Genomic DNA, 19,039 nt, shown 5'->3' with positions numbered 1-19,039 from the left:
CTCCTTTCTGTCGTGCTACGGTTGCGTCAGTCGAGTCGGTCCCCACACCGCCAGTTCCAGGGGGGCACGAACTCATCCGCCCAGATGCCTGATTTTGCCGTCTTGGCTTGATCTTCCTTTGGCACCGAGGTCGTCGAGTAGCGCCGGTAGGCCACCAACCAGCCGTTCAGGTCCGTGCCGGTCGCGTCCTGACAGATCCCGAGTGCGCGGTCATAGCGGTCGGTGCCGCGGACCGTGCAGACCACCGGGGGCTGCCCGATCTGCTGCCGTAACGCCACTGGCCTCATCAGGCGGTTCGGGCCGCTTGCCGCCCGGTTCTCATAAGCTCGTAGGCCGCAAATATTCACATCCAGCTTGCGCAGCAGGTCGTATGAGATTGCGCCGAAACAAAGGCAGCTTCGAGGTCCTCTGATATCGAAGCCCCGCCCCCCTCTTTTTCGCTGCACCTGTCCCAGATATTCACATCTTTCCTTGAACTCTTGCAAATCGTCAATGTGCCGCCGCCAAGTCAAAACGCAGGACATCACCAGGGAACAGCTGCGGAATCAAGTGTTCCGCCGCTATGGTCCTGGCAAACCACTCGTTGACTTGCTCAAAAACCCACGCCCGCCGATTCAGCCCCTAATCGTCGGTTGTCCACAGGCGCTCCAGGCTGGGTGCGGCCAGCCAGCCGCGCCGGCCGTCGCAGCGGGCGATCTGATGCCAGCCCGGACGGCTGTCGAGCAGGCGGACCAGCGCGCCCTGTTTGAGGACAAAGTGCTCGGTTCCGGTTTCGGCCGGCTCAAAGCGGACCGGTGTCTGTCCGTCGGCCAGGACCAGGGCTGGCCGTTGCCAGCTGTCGACATAGACCTGACGCGCCAGCGACCCCCCGGCTAGCGCAAACAGCCCGACCCACACCAGGGCCAGGGACACCAGCCAGCGGGCATGCCGCGACCACACGCGGTACACGGCAAAGGTCAGCAGGGCCAGGCTGTAGGCCGCGCTCGTCATCCACACCAGGGTTTCGGTGGACAAGTGGTGGGTCAGGGGAAAAGCCAGGTTCTGCCACAGCTTGGGCGGACAGTCCTCGGTGCCGGCGACGGAACGGGCATAGGCCAGGTTGGCCTGAATATCGGTATCGCCGGGCGTCATGCGCCGCGCCCGCTCGTAGTTCAGGATCGCCCGGCCGATCTGACCATTTTTGAAATAGGCGTTACCCAGGTTGAAATACACGTGCCCGCTATGTTGGCCTGCGGCCAGCAGCTGTTCATAGGCGTGGATGGCCCGGTCGTAGTCGCCCTGGCTGTACAAGGTGTTGGCCTGGAAAAAGGCGGTGTGGGGAGCCTCGGTCGTCGCGCCCGAGCCGCCGGACAACAGGCACAGGCAGGCGACCGCGACCCACACACTGCGGCAGACAAGGCGGGTCGTCCTGACCGGCCACATGAGGGATGGCGCACGGCCCACCTGTACATCCGTGCCCCGCTTACAACTCCTCAAAACACTCGGTCCGGATGATATCGTCCAGCGTCTGACGCCGAGAGACGAGGTAGGCGCCATTATCGTCACACCACACCTGGGGCACACGGCCGAGCGAATTATAGTTGGAACTCATGGTCTCGCCGTAGGCGCCGGCGTCGTGGATGGCGATCAGGTCGCCGACCTCCGGGGTTGGCAGGGGGCGGGGGTCGAGCACCTCGTCGGCATCGCGGGTAAACACGTCGCCCGATTCGCACATCGGGCCGGCGACAACCAGGTCTTCCTCGGGCTGGCCGGTTTTGCCGATGACCTCGATGTGGTGGTAGGAGCCGTACATGGCCGGACGGACCAGGTCACAGAACCCGGCGTCAACCATGACGAATTTCTGACCCGGGCCTTTCTCGTTCGTCCGGGTCGACTTGAGGCCATGAACCCGAGTGATCAGCGACGCCCCGTCGGCGACAAAAAAACGGCCCGGCTCGATCTCGACCCGGATGTTGCGCCTGGCCGCCTCCTGAAACGCTTGCTGGGCGTGACGGAACACCGCTCCGCAGGCGTCCAGGTCGATGCGGGCCGCCCCAGGCTTGTACGGATGCGGAATGCCGCCCCCGAAGTTGATCGCCTCAACCTGGGGAAAGAGCGGCAGGCGTTCGACAAAAAAATCGACCAGGCGGCGCATATTGGTCTGAAACTCGGCAATCTCAGGCCCGGTGCCAATATGGGCGTGCAGCAGGCTGACCTTGAAACCGGTCGTCTCAAGCTCGTGTTTGATGGCCTCAATATCTTCGTACCACAGCCCGTGTTTGGAGCTGGGTCCGCCGGTATCGCACTCCTTGACGTGGCCGTGCCCGAAGCCGGGGTTGAGGCGCAGGCCAACCGCGCCCCGATAGCCGGCCTGGGCCAGCGCTCCGATCATGGACGGCGTGCCGAGGTTGGGCAGGATGTTCTCGGCCCGGATGACCTCTAGCGCGTTGTCGCGGAACACGTCTGAGGTGTAGAGAATGGTCGGCGGATTCTGACCGGACGGAAACCCGGCGCGTAGCGCCCGCAAGACCTCATTGCCCGAGACCGCGTCAATCCAGATCCCGTTCTGTCGCATGGCGTGCAAGACCTGGTGGCCGGAACACGCTTTCATGGCAAAGCGGGCCTGCAAGCCCGGGCTGTCGGTCATGGCTGTGATGGCGGCGATCTTGGCCCGAATGATATCGGCTCGATACATCAGGAAGGGCGTGCCGACTTTCTGCGCCAGGCTTTCAAGCCCGCTCGGCGACCAGCTCAGCGCCTCTGTGTCTGATGGCATGTGTTCATCCTCGTTTGCAGAAAGAGTCCGGCCTCCACCGGCGCGTGAGCCCGGGAAGGCGGTGGCCGCCTGGGATGGACCGGACGTGTCTCGGACCGGGGGCCGCAGCTCCCCCCCATACCGACCGGATTGCTCTTCAGTCTGCCGCAGCCAGCGGCTGGTCGGTCTTCTGGTGCAGCGCCCAGAATATACGCTCCGGGTTCATCGGCAGCTGCTGGAGGCGCGCGCCGGTCGCCCGATAGATGGCGTTGGCCAGTGCGGCCGCAGGCGGCACAATCGGCACCTCGCCCACCCCACGCAGCCCGTACGGGCCTTCCGAGGCCGGGACCTCGGTCAAGGAGACCTCGATCATCGGCAGATCCAGCGCAACCGGGCAGCGATAGTCGAGCAGGCTGGCGTTTGTCAGTACCCCGTTGTCGAAGACGTACTCCTCGTTGAGCGCCCAGCCGATGCCCTGGACCGCCCCACCCTGAATCTGCCCCTCGACCTGGGCCGGATTGATCGCCTTGCCAACATCCTGGAAACAGGTGTAGCGCAGGATCTGGACCTTGCCCGTATCCAGATCGACTTCCACGTCGACCACGTGGGCCGCATAGGCGTGGGCCGGCTGCATGCGGGTCGTGCTGCCCTTGCCGATGATCGGCCCGCTGCCCCAGGCCACACTCTCGCGGGCAAGCTCTTCCAGCGTCACCACCGCCTTCGCATCGCTCTTGGCCCACAGCTTTTTCTGGGCGTACTCGACCTCGTCGGGTGAAACCTTGAGTTTTTCCGCAGCCCGGGCTTTGAGCTGCCCCAGGACATCCTGACAGGCCTGATGGGTGGCCGCGCTCATCGTATACGTAATCCGGCTGCCGCCGCTGAGGTCGGCGTAGGGCGCGCTATCGGTATCGCCGACTTTGATGGTGATCTCGCTGGGATCGAGCCCGAGTTCGTCGGCTACCATCTGGCTGATCGTCGTCCGTGTCCCGGTCAGGTCGACGGTCCCGACAAAGATCGACACCGTCGAGTCGGGGTTGATCTTGATTTCGGCGCTGGAGGTGAAAGACCCGCCGATCCAGTAGCCCAGGGCTAGCCCCCGGCCCCGATTAAGACCTTCCAGGGGGTCGGTCCAGCACGGGTGGGTTTTGATCTGGTCGAGCATCTGACGTAGACCGACGCGGTTGAGCGGCATGCCGAGCGGCAGGATATCGCCCTCCTCGGCCGCGTTGCGACGGCGGAATTCCAGCGGGTCGATGTCGAGGGCTTCGGCCAGTTCGTCCATCAGGGAATCTACGGCAAACCCGGCCGGCGTCCCGCCCGGCGCCCGATAGGCGGCCACCCGGGGTTTGTTGGTGACCACGTCATAGCCCTCGGCGTGCATATTGGCCAGCTTGTACGGCGCCAGGCCGACCAGCAGGCCGCGCGAGACCGGCGAGCCGGGAAACGCCCCGGCGTCGTAACGCATGATGGCCGAGGCGGCCGTCAGGTGGCCGTCCTTTTTGGCCCCGGCCTTGACCGTGATGACCGCCGGTGAACCCGGTCCGGTCGCCCGCAGCACCTCTTCACGGGAGATGACGAGTTTGACCGGTCGGCCGGTCTTTTTGGCCAGGGTCGCCACGGTGGGCTCGAACAGCGCCAGGGCCTTACCGCCAAAGCCGCCGCCGATTTCCATCGGAATGACGTTCAGGCGGCTGGCCGGCAGATCCAGCAGGGCGACGAGCTGGTTGCGGACGGTAAAATGCCCCTGAGCCGAGGTCCAGACGGTCAGCTTGCCGTCCGGTTCGACCCGCGCCGCACACGCCTGGGGTTCCATATAGCCCTGATGGACCATCTGGGTGGTGTAGGTCTTTTCCAGGACGACATCGGCCTCCTTGAAACCGGCCTCCGGGTCGCCGTGGCTGTACACCATGTGGGTGGCGATATTGCTCGGGTGGGCTGACTTTTCCTGGGTCGCTTCCTCGGTGGTGTACAAGTCTTCGTGCACCAGCGGGGCGTCGGGCTGCATGGCCTCCATCACGTCGCCGACCACCGGCAACTCTTCGTACTCGACCTCGACCAGCTCGGCCGCTTCCTCGGCCGTAAACGGATCGGTGGCGGCCACCGCAGCCACGGCCTGGCCGTGATAGCGGGCCTTGTCCGAGGCCATGACCAGCTCGCGGATAGCGCTCATGTCGATGCTGACCTCGCCGACCAGCGGGGCGGTCGTGCCCTTGGCCAGGGGCGGCAGATCGTCGGCGCAGATGACGGCCTTGACCCCGGGCAGGGCCAGGGCCTTGCTGGGATCGATCTTTTTGATCCGGGCGTGGCTGTAGGGGCTGCGGACCAGCTTGGCCCACAGCATATTGGGCAGGCTCAGATCGGCGCCAAAGGCGGCCTTGCCGGTCACCCGCTCCGGACCATCGACCTTTGCCAAACGCGTGCCAATAACCGTATATTCTGCCATATACCTTCTCCTCATAGAGGCAACGTATCACCCTTGGGTCGCAGGACACGCTGCCTCTTCGTCTTAGGCGGCCCGTGACAGAGCCTGAGATGCGGCCTGAATGGCCTTGACGATCTTGTCATAGCCGGTACAGCGGCACAGATTGCCCGAAATGGCCAGCCGAATTTCGGCCTCGCTGGGATTCGGATTACGCTCCAGAAGGGCTTTGGCCGACATGATAAAGCCCGGCGTGCAGAACCCGCACTGTAGCCCGGCGTTGTCGATAAAGGCCCGCTGGACAGGGTGCAGCTGGTCTCCGGCGGCTACCCCTTCGACCGTTTTGATCTCGGCGCCTTCGGCTTCCAGGCTGAGGACCAGACACGAGTTGACCAGCTGGCCGTTCAACTCGACGGTGCAGGCTCCGCAGTTGCCGTTTCCGCAGCCTTCCTTGGGACCCATGAAGTCCAGCTTATAGCGCAGGCTGTCGAGCAGGGTCTCGCGGGCATCAATAATGGCGGTGTGGGAGTCACCGTTGACGGTCAGTTCTATCATCCGTTTCATGCGCTTCTCCTGGCTCTGTCCAGCGCCGTCTGTAGGGTCCGGCGGGTCAGCACCTTGACCAGCTCACGCCGATAGGCGGCCGAGCCTCGTACATCCGAGATGGGCCGCGCCGCCCGTGCCGCCAGCTCACCGGCCTCGGCAATGGTCGCCGCGTCCAGTGGCTTGCCGGCCACAAACGCCTCGGCCTCGTCGGCCCGGACCGGGGTGGGAGCGACCGAGGCGAGGCTGATCCGCGCCTGCTGGCAGCGCTGCCCGTCGGCGCTGAGCTGAACGAAGGAGCCAACCCCGGCTACCGCAATGTCCATTTCCTCGCGCGGGATAAAGCGCAGATACGCCGCGCCCGAGTTGGCCGGCGGCGGCGGCAGCTGGATGGCGACCAGCACTTCTCCGCGGGCCAGGACGGTCTGCCCCGGACCGGTAAAAAATGTCTCTGCCGCCAACTCACGCTGGCCGTTCGGACCGGCCAGCAGCAGCCTGCCGGCGTACGACAGAACCGGCGGCACCGCATCGGCCGAGGGTGCAGCGTTGCAGATATTGCCGCCCAGGGCGGCCCGGTTCTGAATCTGGTACGAGCCGACCAGAGCGCAGGCCTCGGCCAGGGCCGGATAGTGTTGCTTGACCGCGTCAAACTCGGCGATACGGGTACACGACACCGCCGCGCCGATGCGCAGGCCGGCGGCGTCGTATGACAGCACGTTGAGTTCTGGAATCTTTTTGATGTCCACCACCAGACTCGGGCGACGCCGGTTTTCTTTGATCTGGGGGATCAGGTCGGTCCCGCCGGCCAGGGCGTGCGCCTCGCCGTCGGCACGACCCAGCAGCTCGACCGCCTGCTGCAAGCTGTCTGGAGCGGCGAAATCAAACTCGTGCACAGTAGTCTCCTCCTCGTGTCAGCCTATACCTATCGCGGGACGGGTGGGGAACGCAAGATGATCGGCACCACACACGGTCCAAGCCCGTTTGTTTGACTCGCCGTCTGTTCCAGACTAGCGTGCCGCCCATGAGCGATCAGCACGATCACCACGGTCCAACACCGGCCTACACCCAGCGCCGGCTCAGCCGGGTGGAAAACAAGGCGCGTGAGGTCCAGGCCAAAGCGCTGGAGTCTGTCCTGGAAGAGGACGGGCTCGTCACGCCGGCCGATCTTGACGCCGTCCTGGACACCTACGAAAACGACATCGGACCCTTGAACGGGGCCAAGGTGGTTGCCCGGGCCTGGGTCGATCCGGCCTACAAGGAGCGGCTGCTGCGGAACGGCGCCGAGGCGATTGCCGAGTTGGGCTTTGGGGGCTTGCAGGGCGAGGAGCTGACGGTGGTCGAGAACACGCCTGGGGTTCACAACGCGGTCGTGTGCACCTTGTGTTCGTGTTATCCGTGGCCGGTCCTGGGCCTGCCCCCGTTCTGGTACAAAAGCTCGGCCTACCGTTCTCGGATTGGTGGCCGGCCACGCGAAGTCCTGAGCGAGTTTGGTCTGGAGATCGCTCCAGAGCGCGAAATCCTGGTCTGGAACAGCACTGCCCAGACCCGCTATCTGGTACTCCCCCAACGTCCGGCCGGCACCCAAGAGCCCCCCTGGTCACCCGACCCGCCATGATCGGTGTGCCCGAGGCCCCACGTGACACACATCCCCGGCCACCCGCCGCCGACCGTCGGGTGGCCGATATGGCCGGACCGACAGCCCTGCCCCGGCAGAGCGGAGAGCTGCTCTTCCAAGACCCGTGGGAAGGCATTGCCTTTGCCATGGCGGTGGCTCTGTGTGAGCGGGGCCACTTCGCCTGGGCGGAGTTCCAGCAGCGGCTGATCGCCGCCATCGGCGAGGCCGACCGCCAGCCGTCTGACGCGAGGCCGACCTACTACGAGTGCTGGCTGAACGCGCTCCAAGCCCTGCTGATGGACAAGACCATCGTGGCGCAAAAGAAACTCACCCGGCGGGCCGGCTGGCTGGCCAGAATGGCCGCGCCCTCCGGCTCACGCCTGATGCCTTGGCTGGGGCGGGATGTGCCCGATGAGGAATGAGGATGAAAACGCATAGGTTCAGCGGCGCTTTGCCATGTCCGGAAACCGGCAACATTCCCCGGCGCGCATTGAGTCTCTGAAGGTACAGAATTTCCGGGCGCTGCGGGAAGCCGAATTTAAGAAAATGACGCCCTTGACCGTGCTGCTCGGCCCCAGCGGGAGCGGCAAGTCAACGGTCTTTGACGTGTTCGCATTTCTCGCCGAGTGCTTTGAACTGGGGCTGCGCCGGGCTTGGGATAAACGTGGGCGGGCCAGGGAACTGAAGACGCGCGGTGCAGAGGGACCGGTGACCATCGAGATCAAGTATCGTGAGCCCGGCTACCCGCTCGTCACCTATCATCTGGTCGTTTCATCTGGTCGTTGATGAACGTGACCGCGCACCGGTGGTCGTGGAGGAGTGGCTGCGCTGGAAGCGGGGGAGTTATGGGCAACCGTTTCGTTTCCTTGACTATCGCCAGGGCCAGGGTCAGGCCATCAGCGGAGACCGACCTAACAGCCAAGAACGGCGGACGGATATTCCGCTCAAATCCCCCGACCTGCTGGCAGTCAACGCGCCAGGGCAGTTCGCCGAGCACCCGCGCGTGGCAGCGCTGCGCGACTTTATCACCGGCTGGCACGTGTCCTACCTGTCAGCCGATAGCGCGCGCGGACAGCCCGAGGCAGGACCCCAAGAACGGCTGAGCAAAACGGGCGACAATCTCGCCAACGTCATCCAATACTTGGCCGAACAGCATCCAGAACGATTGGATGACATCTTCAATGTGCTGCGCCGCCGGGTGCCGCGTATTGAGAGGGTGCTGGCCGAGACAGTGCCCGACGGTCGCTTGCTGTTGCAGATCAAGGACGCCCCGTTCAGCCATCCGGTGCTGGCCCGTTTCGCCTCCGATGGCACCCTGAAGATGCTGGTGGCCTACCTTGTGCTGCTGTACGACCCCCAACCGCCGCCCTTCATTAGGTATCGAAGAACCGGAGAACTTCCTGCACCCCCGGTTGCTGTCCGAACTGGCCGAGGAATGCCGCGCGGCCAGTGAGCGCACGCAGTTGCTCGTGACCACCCATTCGCCCTTTTTCCTGAATGCCTTGCAGTCCGAAGAGGTGCGCGTCCTGTGGCGTGACGAGCAGAGTTATACGCAGTCCCAGCACGTGGCCGATCTCCCCAGGGTGCGCAATTTCCTGGAGCACGGCGGTCTGCTGGGGAACCTGTGGATGGAGGGATATTTCGGCGTGGGCGATCCGCTGGTCAATCAAGGCGTACCGACCGCTCCTCCACGGGGCCCCAAGCGGTGATTGTCAGACACTTGGAACTACTCGTTGAAGAGCTCTCAATGGAAGCGTTTCTGCGAGAACTCTTACCGTGCATTTTACCCGTAGACCGTAGTTTCGAGATCCATACGTTCCAGGGCAAGCGCGACCTGCTAGGAAAATTAGAAAATCGTTTGAGGGGCTACGCGCGATGGCTGCCCGCTGATTGGCGCATCGTTGTGGTCGTAGACCGCGATGACGATGACTGCCTGCGGCTTAAGCAACAACTGGAAGACGCAGCATCAGGAGCAAATCTGCGCACGAGGTCGCGAGTGGATGACCGGTCCTGGCAATTGGTCAATCGGATTGCTGTTGAGGAGTTGGAGGCGTGGTATTTCGGTGACTGGGAGGCTGTGCGCAACGCCTATCCGAAAATATCGCCGACTGTTCCGAATCAAAGCCGGTATCGCAATCCCGACTCAGTCCAGGGAGGAACCTGGGAGGCGTTCGAGCGGATATTGAAAGAGCGTGGGTATTTCAAGACAGGATTACGCAAGGTGGAAACGGCGCGGGCCGTTGCCGCCTATATCAACCCGGCGCGTAACCGCTCGGTCGGCTTTACGAAATTCCACGATGCCCTTGCTGAGGCGACATCGTGTCAGCAGTGAATCTCGTTTCCGGACCGTGAAAAACACGTCCCAGACCAAGATTGACACGGCAGGAAAAAACAGCAATACCAGAGACATGACCTTGAGCGATTCGTCTGGATCGAGCAACGGTCGGGACGACATGTCCGATCTCTTTGGACGCTACGACATTGAGGACCGCTTCTTCGACGAGACCTTCGAGTCCGAGGGGCGGCCGCGCCCTCACTACCGCATGCTCCTCGACGCGCTGGGCGGGATGTCCAGGGACGAAGTGGAGCGGCTCCAGGATCGGGTGACCCGCTCATTCCTGCACGAGGGCATCACCTTCACCGTGTACGGGGACGACGAGTCCATTGAGCGGGTCTTCCCCATCGACTGCGTGCCTCGTCTCCTGCTGGCCCAGGAGTGGGACTACCTTGAACGCGGGCTTACTCAGCGCGTGCAGGCCCTGAATCTGTTTCTGGCCGATGTGTACGGCCCGGGTCATATCCTGAACGACGGCACCGTGCCGCGCGACCTGGTGCACGGCTGCCCGAACTATCGGCCTGAAATGGAGGGGGTGCAGGTGCAGCACGGGGCCTACGTCTCGGTGTGTGGGAGTGACATCGTACGCACCGCAGACGGATTCATGGTCCTGGAAGACAACCTCCGCGTCCCGTCGGGGGTGTCGTACATGCTGGCCTGCCGGGACGCGATTCGACGCGCCTTCCCGCGTCTTTTCCGCCACTACCGGGTGCGCTCGGTGGACCACTACGGTCGGGAACTGCTGGGCATCCTGCGCTCCCTCTCGCCCCGGCAGGGGGAAGAGCCACATATCGCCCTGCTTACCCCGGGCGTCTATAACTCGGCCTACTACGAACACGCCTTTCTGGCCCGAGAAATGGGTATCGAACTGGTCAAGGGCGATGATCTGGTCGTGCAGGGGGAGCGGCTGTACATGCGTACCGTTGGCGGCTTGCAGCCCGTTGACGTGCTGTACCGGCGACTCGATGACGACTTCATCGACCCCGAAGTCTTCCGCCCGGATTCCTGCCTCGGCGTTCCCGGGCTGTTTGAGGTCTATCGCGCGGGAAATCTGGCGATCGCCAACGCGCCGGGCACCGGTGTGGCGGACGACAAGGCGATCTACTCGTATGTGCCTCGTATGATCCGCTACTACCTCGGCCAGGAGCCGATCCTGGATAACGTCGAAACCTATTTGTGCCGGGAACCCGAGGCGCTGGCCTACACGCTTGAGCACCTCGATCAGCTGGTGGTCAAGGCGGTCGGCGAGTCCGGCGGCTACGGCATGCTGGTCGGGATGCACGCCAGCCGGGAAGAGCGGGAGGCGTTTGCGGCCACGCTCCGCGCCAATCCTGAGAACTACATCTCCCAGCCCACCTTGGATTTGTCCCGGGCGCCGTGCCTGATTGAGGGACGGCTCGAAGCCCGTCACGTTGACCTCAGGCCCTTCGTGCTCCACGGGGCAGACACCCGCTTGGTGCCGGGCGGGCTGTGTCGGGTGGCCCTGCGTAAGGGCAGCATCGTGGTGAATTCGAGCCAGGGCGGTGGGTCCAAGGACGCCTGGGTGATTGAACAGGATGCGCCGTGATACTCGCCCGGGTCGCCGATTCTTTCTACTGGATGAACCGTTACCTCGAGCGGGTCGCGCACACCGCCCGCCTGCTTGAGTTGCAGCTCGAACGCCTGCCGTCCAGCCCGGCCCAGGAAATTGCCGCTGGCTGGCGACGGATTTTCCACAGCCTCGGCACACGTCCGCCCGGTGCGGAGATCTACGGTGGTCCAGAGGACGAGGACGCCTTCTTTTTCGCCGATGGTTACACCCTGACCGACTACCTCAGCTTCGAGGCCGCCAATGCCGCCTCCATCATCTTCTGCCTGACCGCAGCCCGGGAGAACGCGCGGCAGGTTCGCGACTCTCTCAGCAACGCGATCTGGTCAAGCCTCAACCGCGAGTATCTGCGCCTGCGGGCCACGAGCCTGGTGGATGTCTGGGAGAGAGAACCCGTTATGCTGTACCGGGCTATCGGCGAGGCGGTGCAGCTCTTTGACGGCGTGTGTGCCAGTGCGATGCGCCGCGATGCGGGCTGGCACTTCATGCGTGTCGGGCGATTCATTGAGCGCGCCCAGCTCATCGCCGCCCTCATCGGCGCACATGCCAAGGACTCGGCCGAGGAGGAAAATGACTGGACCGGTCTCCTCCAGGGCTGTCATGCCTTCGAGACCTACTGCCATTTGCACGGCGCCCAGATCAGCGGTGCAGAGGTCATCAACTTTCTGGCCTACGACCCCGAGTTCCCCTATTCGCTGCGTTTTGCGGTGGACCGGCTGCGCGGCAGCCTGGAGGTCATCGATCCGCCCGTCCGTGGGCGTTCTCCGGCAGAGCCTCACGACATTGCCGGGCGTCTGGACGATCTCCTCTCCCGCCAAACGGCCATCGACTTGACAGCGGGCGGGCGGGGTGAGAAGGAACTTACCGAGTTTATTGACCTGGGCTGGAAGTTCCACGAAGCCCTGGAACGGACATACGTGTATTACCCGACCGAAGCCCGCGTGTCCGGCGAGCGCACCTGAGGAAGCTGATGCCGTCTTCCGAATCGTTCCCAAGCGACAATGTCGTTGAGCTGTCCCTGACTCCCGACCTGTCGGTCCTGAGTGTGCTGGCCCGGGCCGTCGAGGACTTCGGGGCGGCGCGCGCCCTGCCCCAGGATCTCCAAGGCCGCCTGAATCTCGTTCTGGACGAACTCGTCACCAACAGCGTCAGCTATGGCTTGCCGGAGGTTGCCGAACCCGAGTTGCGCCTGCGCCTGGCCGTTGACCGGGACGCCGTGGTTGCCCAGCTTGAGGATAACGGGCCGGCGTTCAACCCGTTTGAGGAAGCCCCGGAGCCGGATCTCAGTCTGGATCTCTCCGACCGGCCTATTGGTGGCCTGGGGGTCTTTCTGGCTAAACAGCTCGCCGATAGCAGCACGTATGAGCGTGTCGGCGGACGGAATCGCATTACGGTGCGTCACCTGATAGGAGGAAAGTCCGATGGCGAATGAGCAGACCCTGTCGGTCCGAACCGAGCGCAGTGAAAAGGCTGCGATTGTGTGTCCTTCGGGACGTGTGGACGGAAGTAACGTCGAGATCCTGGAAAGCGTTATCCAGGAACAGCTCAAAGCGGGCGAGAAGAAGCTGGTGTTCGATTTTGAGCATCTGGTCTATATCAGCAGCGCTGGTCTGCGAACGCTCCTGGTGGCGGCCCGGCGTCTGCAGACGGAGGGCGGCGCAGCGCTCTTCTGCGGGCTGGCCGAACACATCGCGCACATCTTTGAAATCAGCGGCTTCAATAGCATCCTGACGGTGTACGGCAGCCGCGATGAGGCCCTGAGCAGTCTCTAAACACCTGTTCCGAAAGGAGGCGGTCGGCCTTGCAGGCATCACCCATCCGGCTTCTCGTGGTAGACGACGAAGAAGACCTTGAACTGCTCGTCCGTCAGAAGTTCCGCCGGCGGATCCGCAAAGGCGAACTCGATTTCGTTTTTGCCCATAACGGTAAGGAAGCGCTCGAAAAACTCGCCGAGCACCCCGACATTCACCTCGTTCTGTCGGATATCAACATGCCGGTGATGGACGGGCTGACGCTGCTGAGCCAGCTCGAAGACACCCGACCCGAGGTCCGGGCGGTCATTATTTCCGCCTATGGCGACATGAAGAACATCCGCACCGCCATGAACCGGGGGGCGTTCGATTTTGTCACCAAGCCAATCGACTTCAACGATCTCGAAATCACCATTGAAAAGACACTCAAGCATCTCCAAACCCTGGAAAGCGCCCTGGAGTCGAGAGACCGGCTGGTCGCCCTGACCCGAGAACTCGATGTTGCCAAGCAGATGCAGATGTCCATCCTGCCCAGGAACTCGCTGAGTAGCGAGACCCACGCCATTGAGCCGCGGATGATCCCGGCCCGGGAGATTGGCGGAGACTTCTACGATTTTTTCAGCCTGGATGATAACCGGGTCGGCTTGGTCATTGCCGATGTCTCGGGCAAGGGAGTTCCGGCTGCCCTGTTCACCACGGTGACCCGCAGCCTGCTCAAGAGCACGGCCAGAAACTCCCCGTCACCCGCCCGCTGTCTGACCGAAGTGAACGATCTGCTGGCTGAGGACAACGATGGGTGTGTCTTCGTCACCCTCTTCTACGGGGTGCTGGACCTGCGCAGCGGCGTCTTGCGCTACTGTAACGGCGGCCATAATCCTCCCCGCCTGTTGCGGGCCGATGCGCAGGTTGAGATCGTGCCGCCGACGGGCAATTTGGTGCTGGGAGTGGTCGCCGGGCACGAATATCGCGACGCCGAAATCCAGCTCTGCCCTGGCGACACCCTCTTCCTGTATACGGACGGCATCACCGAGGCCGAGAACGCCGGTCAGGAGGAATTTGGAGAAGCGCTGCTCGACCGGACGCTTGCCAGCCTGGCCGGGGCGACTGTCGGCGATATCGTCAAGACGGTGGTCGACGCCGCGCAGGACTTTGCCGGGGACGCCCCACAGTCGGACGATATCACCTGTGTTGCGCTGCGCCTCAACGCCACGCTTTCTTAACTGCGGACGGTACTCCATGCGTTTCCTGTTCGCCTGTGTCCGAGTTGCCGTGTTCGTCATTCCCCTGCTGGGGCTGGTGCCGGCGGACAGTCCGGCTCAGACGACCGGCGAGCTGGTCTTTGGCCAGTCGGCCTCGCTGAGCGGGCCGGCCAGCGAACTGGGGCAGGGCATGCGTCTGGGCCTGCTGGCGGCCTTCGAGGAAATCAATCGGGAGGGCGGGGTGCACGGCCACCGTTTCGTCCTCGAGTCTCTGGACGACGCGTATGAGCCCGAGGCGGCCATCGCCAACACTCGTCAGCTCATTGACCAGCGCGACGTCTTCGCCCTGGTCGGCGCCGTCGGCACCCCTACCTCCATGGCCGCCCAGCCTATCGCCACCGAGGCGGGGGTGCCCTATATCGCCCCTTTTACCGGGGCCGAGTTCCTGCGCGACGCACGGCAGCGCTCCAACGTGGTCAACATGCGCGCCTCGTACTACCAGGAAACCGAGGAGATCCTGACCCGTTTGACCACCGACCTGGGCGTGCAACGGATCGGCATTCTCTACCAGAACGATTCCTACGGCCGCGCCGGGCTGACGGGCGTCCGGCGCGCTGTCGCTCGCTACAATCTGCCCTTGGTCGTAGAAGCGGACTATCCGCGCAATACCGAGGCGGTCAAAGTCGCCCTGCTCGACCTGCGCCGCCCCCGGCCCGAGGCGATTGTCATCATCGGTGCCTATAAGCCCGCCGCCGCCCTGATCCGCTGGGCGCGACGCCTCGACTTCAACCCATATTTTATCACTATCTCCTTTGTCGGCGGTGCGGCCCTGGCGCGGGAGCTCGGTCCGGACGGCGCTGGAGTGTATGTGACGCAAGTCGTCCCCTTTCCCACCGATGCCAGCCTTCCCGTGGTCGCCCAATATCAGCAGGCCCTGGCCGCCATAGACCCTGACAGCGAGCCGGGTTTTGTGTCGCTGGAAGGTTATCTGGCCGGCCGCCTGGTCGTGGAAGGAGTACGGCTGGCTGGTCTGAATCCGACCCGCGAAGGCTTTCTGAACGCGTTGCTGGAGGCTGAGAGCATAGACCTGGGCGGCTTCCTGCTCCGCTACGGTCCGGCCGACAACCAGGGGTCCGACCGTGTGTATCTGACGATCATTGACCAGCGGGGCCGGGTTCGCCCCGTGCGAAGAATGACGCGGCCATGAGTCAGCCTGTCACCGATTCCAATTCCAAAGGGAAGCGTGAGCACGACGAGCAGCAACAAGAGAACTCGCTGTCCTCTGCCGACACCGCGTCCGCGCCGCAGTCTGCGGCGTCTGTGAATGAAGCAAAACCGGAACAGGCAGGTCGGGCCGGGAGTGAGTCACAGCGCCCTCTCGTCGATCGATCCAATTATGTGCAACTCCTCACTGCGGATGTCGGCATGCGCTTCGGGATTGGACCGAAGCTGTATATCGGCCTGCTGGTCGGTGTCCTCCTCACCCTGAGCGCCAGCCTGGTGGCCTATTTTTCATTTCGCCAGATCCTCTACTACGAGATCCGGCTTTCGGATTACAGCATCCCGAACCTGAGCGGTGCGGTCGACGCGGCTCGCCAAAGCGCCGTCGTGGTCACCGGGGCGCTACGGCTCATCTCGGCTGACTCGCCCCAGCAGCACGAGGCGGTGACGAAAGCCATAGCCAGGGAGCGGGCCGCCCTCAGCGGGCTCATCCAAGAGCTGGAATCCCGTTCCGCCTTCGGCGTGCAGACCCGGCTGATCGAAGTCCACCTGGGCGAACTCAGCACCTACCTGGAGTTGATCCAGCAATCGGCCGCCCGGCGCCTCGTCATCGCCGAGACCCTGGGGGGCCTCCGAGAGGAACTGGCCGAGACGAACCGGCGCATCGAACGGCACCTTGCCACCGCCATCGACGACCAGGCCTTTTACCTGGTCGAGGGGCTACGCAACCTGCCGGACCGGCCGAGTCCGCTCGCCGAGCGGGCGTCTGAAGGCGAACTCGCCTACTATCGGAATCTGGTTGTGGTCAACCACCAGGCCAACCTCGCCGTGCTGCTGCTGGACGAGGCGCTCGGTCTGTCTGACCGCGGGCTCCTGTTGCCCTTGCAGGAGCGCTTCCACAGCGCCGTGCAGAACTTCCGACGCGCCTATGCGGCCCTGCCGGTTCGCGCCCACGACCGCCTGTTTGGCGAGGATCTGGAACGCCTGACGCAAATGGGGGAATCGGACGAGGGCGGTATCATTCCGCTGCGCCTGGAAGCCTTGCGTCGGCTGGAACAGGAACAGGAAGCGCTGACCCGAGGACAGGCGGCTTCCGAACTGCTGCTGGCTGAAGTCAACAAGCTGGTGGCCGAGATCAACAGCGAGGCCGTCAGAGCCAGCAACTCCTCGCGGTCTGCCGCCCAGACCGGCATCGTCCTGCTCGTGCTGCTCAACATCCTGAGCACCGTCGGCGCTTTCCTCATCGGCTGGTTATTCGTCGGACGCCATCTTGTCCGTCGCCTGGTCGGGCTGGCGACTGCGATGCGCTCCATGGCCGTCGGTGACCTGGAGGTACCGGTCAAGGTGGGGGGCAATGACGAGGTGACCGATATGGCCAAAGCCCTGGAAGTGTTCCGGCGCTATGCGCTGGAGGTGCAGCGGCTGAACCTGGTCGAGAAGCTGGCCGAAGAGCTGGACGCCAAGAACCATACGCTTGAGCAGACCCTGGAGAATCTCAAACAGGCGCAGGAACAGGTCGTGGCCGAGCAAAAGCTCGCCTCGCTCGGCCAGCTGACGGCCGGGGTGGCGCACGAAATCAAGAATCCGCTCAACTTCATCAACAACTTCTCGGATGTGTCGGTCGAACTGATTGACGAGATCGAGGAAATCATCGAGGAAGGCCAGCCTGGCCAGCCTGGCCAGGACGGGCAGGCTGGCCAGGCTGAGACTGTTGAAGAAATCAACGCCATCCTGTCCGATCTCAGGCTCAACCTCCAGAAGGTGAAGGAGCACGGCCAGCGCGCTGACGGCATCGTACGCAGCATGCTTGAGCATTCCCGCTCGACGCCGGGCGAGTGGCGGGAGACCGACGTGAACGCCCTGCTCAAGCAGTACATGGACCTCGCCTACCACGCCATGCGTGCCCACAATTCGAACTTCAACGTGACGATGAGCGAGGACCTTGACCCGGAGATGGGGCCGCTGGAGGTCGTGCCGCAGGACATCGGCCGGGTATTTCTCAACTTGGTCACGAACGCCTGCCAGGCGATTGAGGAAAAGCGCCAGCAGTCGGACGATGACTATGACCCGCAGCTGCGCGTGAGCAGCCGCCGCCTCGGGGATCGGGCCGAGTTCTGTGTCCACGATAACGGCCCCGGCATCCCGGAGGAGATGCGGGAGCGGATCTTCGAGCCCTTCGTGACCACCAAGAAGACGGGTGAGGGAACCGGCCTCGGCCTGTCGCTGACCACCGACATCCTCACCCGCCACGGGGGGTCGATTCGTGTGGACAGCCAGGAGGACGCTTTTACCGAGATGACGGTTGTCCTGCCGCTTGAGCCGCCTCCAGAAGCCGTCGCCGCCAGAAACGAGGCGGAACAGGCAGATACGCTCCACTGAGGATTGCAGGGGAATTGAATCCGTTCTCCATGCTTTGCGACAGCCTCTCCGTTTCCCACGCGGAATACATCTGGATAGACGGCAATCAACCGACGGCCACGCTGCGCTCAAAAACGAAAATCCTTGACGGACCGGTCAGCAGCCTCGAAGAGATTCCCCTGTGGGGATTCGATGGTTCAAGCACCATGCAGGCCCAAGGCCATGACAGCGACCGTCTGCTCCGCCCCATTTACTATGTGCCTGACCCCATCCGCCGCGGCGACAATATCCTGGTGATGAACGAGGTGCGGCTCCCGGACGGGTCCGTGCACGAGTCCAACACGCGGGTGCGCCTCGTCCAACTGCGAGACCAGTATCAAGACCACGAACCCTGGTTCGGCATTGAGCAGGAATACACGTTTTTCCGCGGGCGCTCGCCTCTGGGGTGGCCGGAGGGTGGCTATCCCGCGCCCCAGGGACCGTTCTATTGCGGCGTTGGGGCCGATGAGGTCTTTGGCCGAGAAATCGTCGAGGCGCATATGAGTGCCTGTCTAGAAGCCGGGCTGGCCCTCTCCGGCATCAATGCCGAGGTTATGCCCGGTCAGTGGGAATTCCAGATCGGCCCGATAGGGGCGCCCGAGATAGCGGATCAATTGTGGGTCGCCCGCTGGCTGTTGTATCGCATCGCCGAAGATTTCGGCGTCAATGCCACCCTGCATCCCAAGCCGGTCAAAGGCGACTGGAACGGGGCTGGCGCCCACACCAATTTCAGCACGAAAGCCATGCGCGAGGAGGGGGGCTTAGCAGTGGTGAAAGCCGCCTGTGAGGCGCTGGAAAAACGGCACGAGGAACACATTGCGGTGTACGGCGCCCACAACGAAGAACGCCTGACCGGCCTGCATGAGACGTGCAGCATCCACGAATTCCGCTACGGTATCAGCGACCGGGGTGCCTCGGTGCGTATTCCGATGGCCACGGCCAACGAGGGACGCGGCTATTTGGAGGATCGGCGACCGGCCGCCAATATGGACCCCTATCAGGTCTGCGCCGCGCTGCTAGAAACCACGTGCGGCTGAGCCCGGCCCGCCTCTCAGGCCTTATGCCGGGCTTTCACAAATAAGGCGTTGCGTAGGTGTCAAGAATCGCCGCAACAATCTGGCTGGCAGTGTCCTCATTACAGGTATGCGAGGTCGTGTTGCGGCTTTGGATCATGGCCATCCATGTTTCGCCGTTTTCGATCAAGCCTGTTCTGAAAGCGGCGCGTGTTGTGTCCCTT

Annotated in this window: 21 protein-coding genes; 14 read left to right on the top strand and 7 right to left on the bottom strand. The window is 63.4% G+C overall.

Annotated elements, in window-relative coordinates:
• Positions 1–26: 26 nt before the first annotated feature.
• The 6 genes from J4F42_16580 to J4F42_16555 all read right to left on the bottom strand — a co-directional run bounded on the left by J4F42_16580 (position 27) and on the right by J4F42_16555 (position 6,589).
• Positions 27–278: a hypothetical protein gene (locus J4F42_16580; GenBank protein MCE2487133.1), complete on the bottom strand. Its 252-nt coding sequence runs from the start codon at positions 276–278 to the stop codon at positions 27–29.
• 343 nt (positions 279–621) lie between these two features.
• Positions 622–1,443 (bottom strand): tetratricopeptide repeat protein, encoded by an 822-nt coding sequence (locus J4F42_16575; protein ID MCE2487132.1) that lies wholly within the window; start codon positions 1,441–1,443, stop codon positions 622–624.
• Between the two features lie 19 nt (positions 1,444–1,462).
• Positions 1,463–2,755 carry a diaminopimelate decarboxylase gene (gene lysA, locus J4F42_16570; GenBank protein ID MCE2487131.1) on the bottom strand — a complete coding sequence of 431 codons (1,293 nt, stop codon included), beginning with the start codon at positions 2,753–2,755 and terminating at the stop codon, positions 1,463–1,465.
• Positions 2,756–2,891: 136 nt separating this feature from the next.
• A complete protein-coding gene (locus J4F42_16565) occupies positions 2,892–5,177 on the bottom strand; it encodes a xanthine dehydrogenase family protein molybdopterin-binding subunit (GenBank protein MCE2487130.1) in 2,286 nt (761 codons plus the stop codon).
• Between the two features lie 63 nt (positions 5,178–5,240).
• Complete coding sequence (locus J4F42_16560) at positions 5,241–5,717, bottom strand: (2Fe-2S)-binding protein (protein ID MCE2487129.1); 477 nt, start codon at positions 5,715–5,717, stop codon at positions 5,241–5,243.
• Positions 5,714–6,589, bottom strand: coding sequence for a xanthine dehydrogenase family protein subunit M (locus J4F42_16555; protein MCE2487128.1), 876 nt, complete (start codon positions 6,587–6,589; stop codon positions 5,714–5,716). Before J4F42_16555 ends, J4F42_16560 begins: the two co-directional genes overlap by 4 nt.
• Positions 6,590–6,717: 128 nt before the next feature.
• Here J4F42_16555 and J4F42_16550 point away from each other — a divergent pair, with 128 nt between their 5' ends.
• The 14 genes from J4F42_16550 to J4F42_16485 all read left to right on the top strand — a co-directional run bounded on the left by J4F42_16550 (position 6,718) and on the right by J4F42_16485 (position 18,839).
• On the top strand, positions 6,718–7,311 hold the full coding sequence (locus J4F42_16550; protein MCE2487127.1) for a nitrile hydratase subunit alpha: 594 nt from the start codon (positions 6,718–6,720) through the stop codon (positions 7,309–7,311).
• A gap of 68 nt (positions 7,312–7,379) precedes the next feature.
• Positions 7,380–7,733: a nitrile hydratase accessory protein gene (locus tag J4F42_16545; GenBank protein ID MCE2487126.1), complete on the top strand. Its 354-nt coding sequence runs from the start codon at positions 7,380–7,382 to the stop codon at positions 7,731–7,733.
• A gap of 34 nt (positions 7,734–7,767) precedes the next feature.
• On the top strand, positions 7,768–8,097 hold the full coding sequence (locus J4F42_16540) for an AAA family ATPase (protein ID MCE2487125.1): 330 nt from the start codon (positions 7,768–7,770) through the stop codon (positions 8,095–8,097).
• Positions 8,042–8,764 (top strand): hypothetical protein, encoded by a 723-nt coding sequence (locus tag J4F42_16535; protein MCE2487124.1) that lies wholly within the window; start codon positions 8,042–8,044, stop codon positions 8,762–8,764. Before J4F42_16540 ends, J4F42_16535 begins: the two co-directional genes overlap by 56 nt.
• Complete coding sequence (locus J4F42_16530) at positions 8,724–9,020, top strand: hypothetical protein (GenBank protein MCE2487123.1); 297 nt, start codon at positions 8,724–8,726, stop codon at positions 9,018–9,020. The genes J4F42_16535 and J4F42_16530 overlap by 41 nt, the downstream gene beginning before the upstream one ends.
• A 38-nt stretch (positions 9,021–9,058) precedes the next feature.
• The gene (locus tag J4F42_16525) at positions 9,059–9,643 is read left to right on the top strand and encodes a DUF4276 family protein (protein ID MCE2487122.1); all 585 of its coding nucleotides are present in this window, start codon (positions 9,059–9,061) and stop codon (positions 9,641–9,643) included.
• Between the two features lie 121 nt (positions 9,644–9,764).
• A complete protein-coding gene (locus tag J4F42_16520) occupies positions 9,765–11,213 on the top strand; it encodes a circularly permuted type 2 ATP-grasp protein (GenBank protein ID MCE2487121.1) in 1,449 nt (482 codons plus the stop codon).
• A complete protein-coding gene (locus J4F42_16515; protein ID MCE2487120.1) occupies positions 11,210–12,196 on the top strand; it encodes an alpha-E domain-containing protein in 987 nt (328 codons plus the stop codon). The genes J4F42_16520 and J4F42_16515 overlap by 4 nt, the downstream gene beginning before the upstream one ends.
• Positions 12,197–12,204: 8 nt before the next feature.
• Complete coding sequence (locus J4F42_16510) at positions 12,205–12,666, top strand: ATP-binding protein (GenBank protein MCE2487119.1); 462 nt, start codon at positions 12,205–12,207, stop codon at positions 12,664–12,666.
• On the top strand, positions 12,656–13,006 hold the full coding sequence (locus J4F42_16505; GenBank protein MCE2487118.1) for an STAS domain-containing protein: 351 nt from the start codon (positions 12,656–12,658) through the stop codon (positions 13,004–13,006). The genes J4F42_16510 and J4F42_16505 overlap by 11 nt, the downstream gene beginning before the upstream one ends.
• Positions 13,007–13,035: 29 nt before the next feature.
• Entirely contained in the window at positions 13,036–14,205 is a 1,170-nt protein-coding gene (locus tag J4F42_16500; protein MCE2487117.1) for a SpoIIE family protein phosphatase, read from the top strand.
• A gap of 16 nt (positions 14,206–14,221) precedes the next feature.
• A complete protein-coding gene (locus tag J4F42_16495; protein ID MCE2487116.1) occupies positions 14,222–15,391 on the top strand; it encodes an ABC transporter substrate-binding protein in 1,170 nt (389 codons plus the stop codon).
• Between the two features lie 218 nt (positions 15,392–15,609).
• Positions 15,610–17,784, top strand: coding sequence for a HAMP domain-containing protein (locus J4F42_16490; protein MCE2487115.1), 2,175 nt, complete (start codon positions 15,610–15,612; stop codon positions 17,782–17,784).
• A 29-nt stretch (positions 17,785–17,813) separates the two neighbouring features.
• The gene (locus J4F42_16485) at positions 17,814–18,839 is read left to right on the top strand and encodes a glutamine synthetase beta-grasp domain-containing protein (protein MCE2487114.1); all 1,026 of its coding nucleotides are present in this window, start codon (positions 17,814–17,816) and stop codon (positions 18,837–18,839) included.
• A gap of 34 nt (positions 18,840–18,873) precedes the next feature.
• On the opposite strand, the gene J4F42_16480 is transcribed toward J4F42_16485, so the two are convergent.
• Positions 18,874–19,039: nucleotidyltransferase substrate binding protein (locus tag J4F42_16480; protein ID MCE2487113.1), on the bottom strand; the 166-nt coding region annotated here is incomplete at its 5' end.

The organism is Desulfurellaceae bacterium (genome assembly GCA_021296095.1).
GTDB lineage: Bacteria > Desulfobacterota > Binatia > Bin18 > Bin18 > JAAXHF01.
The sequence above is the reverse complement of the archived record's forward strand: the minus strand, read 5'-3'. Positions and strand labels throughout refer to the sequence as shown.

Excerpts from the sequence above, each read along its gene's own strand:
- lysA (MCE2487131.1), bottom strand. The coding sequence starts at position 2,755 with ATGCCATCAGACACAGAGGCGCTGAGCTGGTCGCCGAGCGGGCTTGAA.
- J4F42_16505 (MCE2487118.1), top strand. The coding sequence starts at position 12,656 with ATGGCGAATGAGCAGACCCTGTCGGTCCGAACCGAGCGCAGTGAAAAG.
- J4F42_16560 (MCE2487129.1), bottom strand. The coding sequence starts at position 5,717 with ATGAAACGGATGATAGAACTGACCGTCAACGGTGACTCCCACACCGCC.
- J4F42_16495 (MCE2487116.1), top strand. The coding sequence starts at position 14,222 with ATGCGTTTCCTGTTCGCCTGTGTCCGAGTTGCCGTGTTCGTCATTCCC.
- J4F42_16525 (MCE2487122.1), top strand. The coding sequence starts at position 9,059 with ATGGAAGCGTTTCTGCGAGAACTCTTACCGTGCATTTTACCCGTAGAC.
- J4F42_16520 (MCE2487121.1), top strand. The coding sequence starts at position 9,765 with ATGTCCGATCTCTTTGGACGCTACGACATTGAGGACCGCTTCTTCGAC.
- J4F42_16490 (MCE2487115.1), top strand. The coding sequence starts at position 15,610 with ATGCGCTTCGGGATTGGACCGAAGCTGTATATCGGCCTGCTGGTCGGT.
- J4F42_16545 (MCE2487126.1), top strand. The coding sequence starts at position 7,380 with ATGGCCGGACCGACAGCCCTGCCCCGGCAGAGCGGAGAGCTGCTCTTC.
- J4F42_16565 (MCE2487130.1), bottom strand. The coding sequence starts at position 5,177 with ATGGCAGAATATACGGTTATTGGCACGCGTTTGGCAAAGGTCGATGGT.
- J4F42_16485 (MCE2487114.1), top strand. The coding sequence starts at position 17,814 with ATGCTTTGCGACAGCCTCTCCGTTTCCCACGCGGAATACATCTGGATA.
- J4F42_16550 (MCE2487127.1), top strand. The coding sequence starts at position 6,718 with ATGAGCGATCAGCACGATCACCACGGTCCAACACCGGCCTACACCCAG.
- J4F42_16540 (MCE2487125.1), top strand. The coding sequence starts at position 7,768 with ATGTCCGGAAACCGGCAACATTCCCCGGCGCGCATTGAGTCTCTGAAG.
- J4F42_16510 (MCE2487119.1), top strand. The coding sequence starts at position 12,205 with ATGCCGTCTTCCGAATCGTTCCCAAGCGACAATGTCGTTGAGCTGTCC.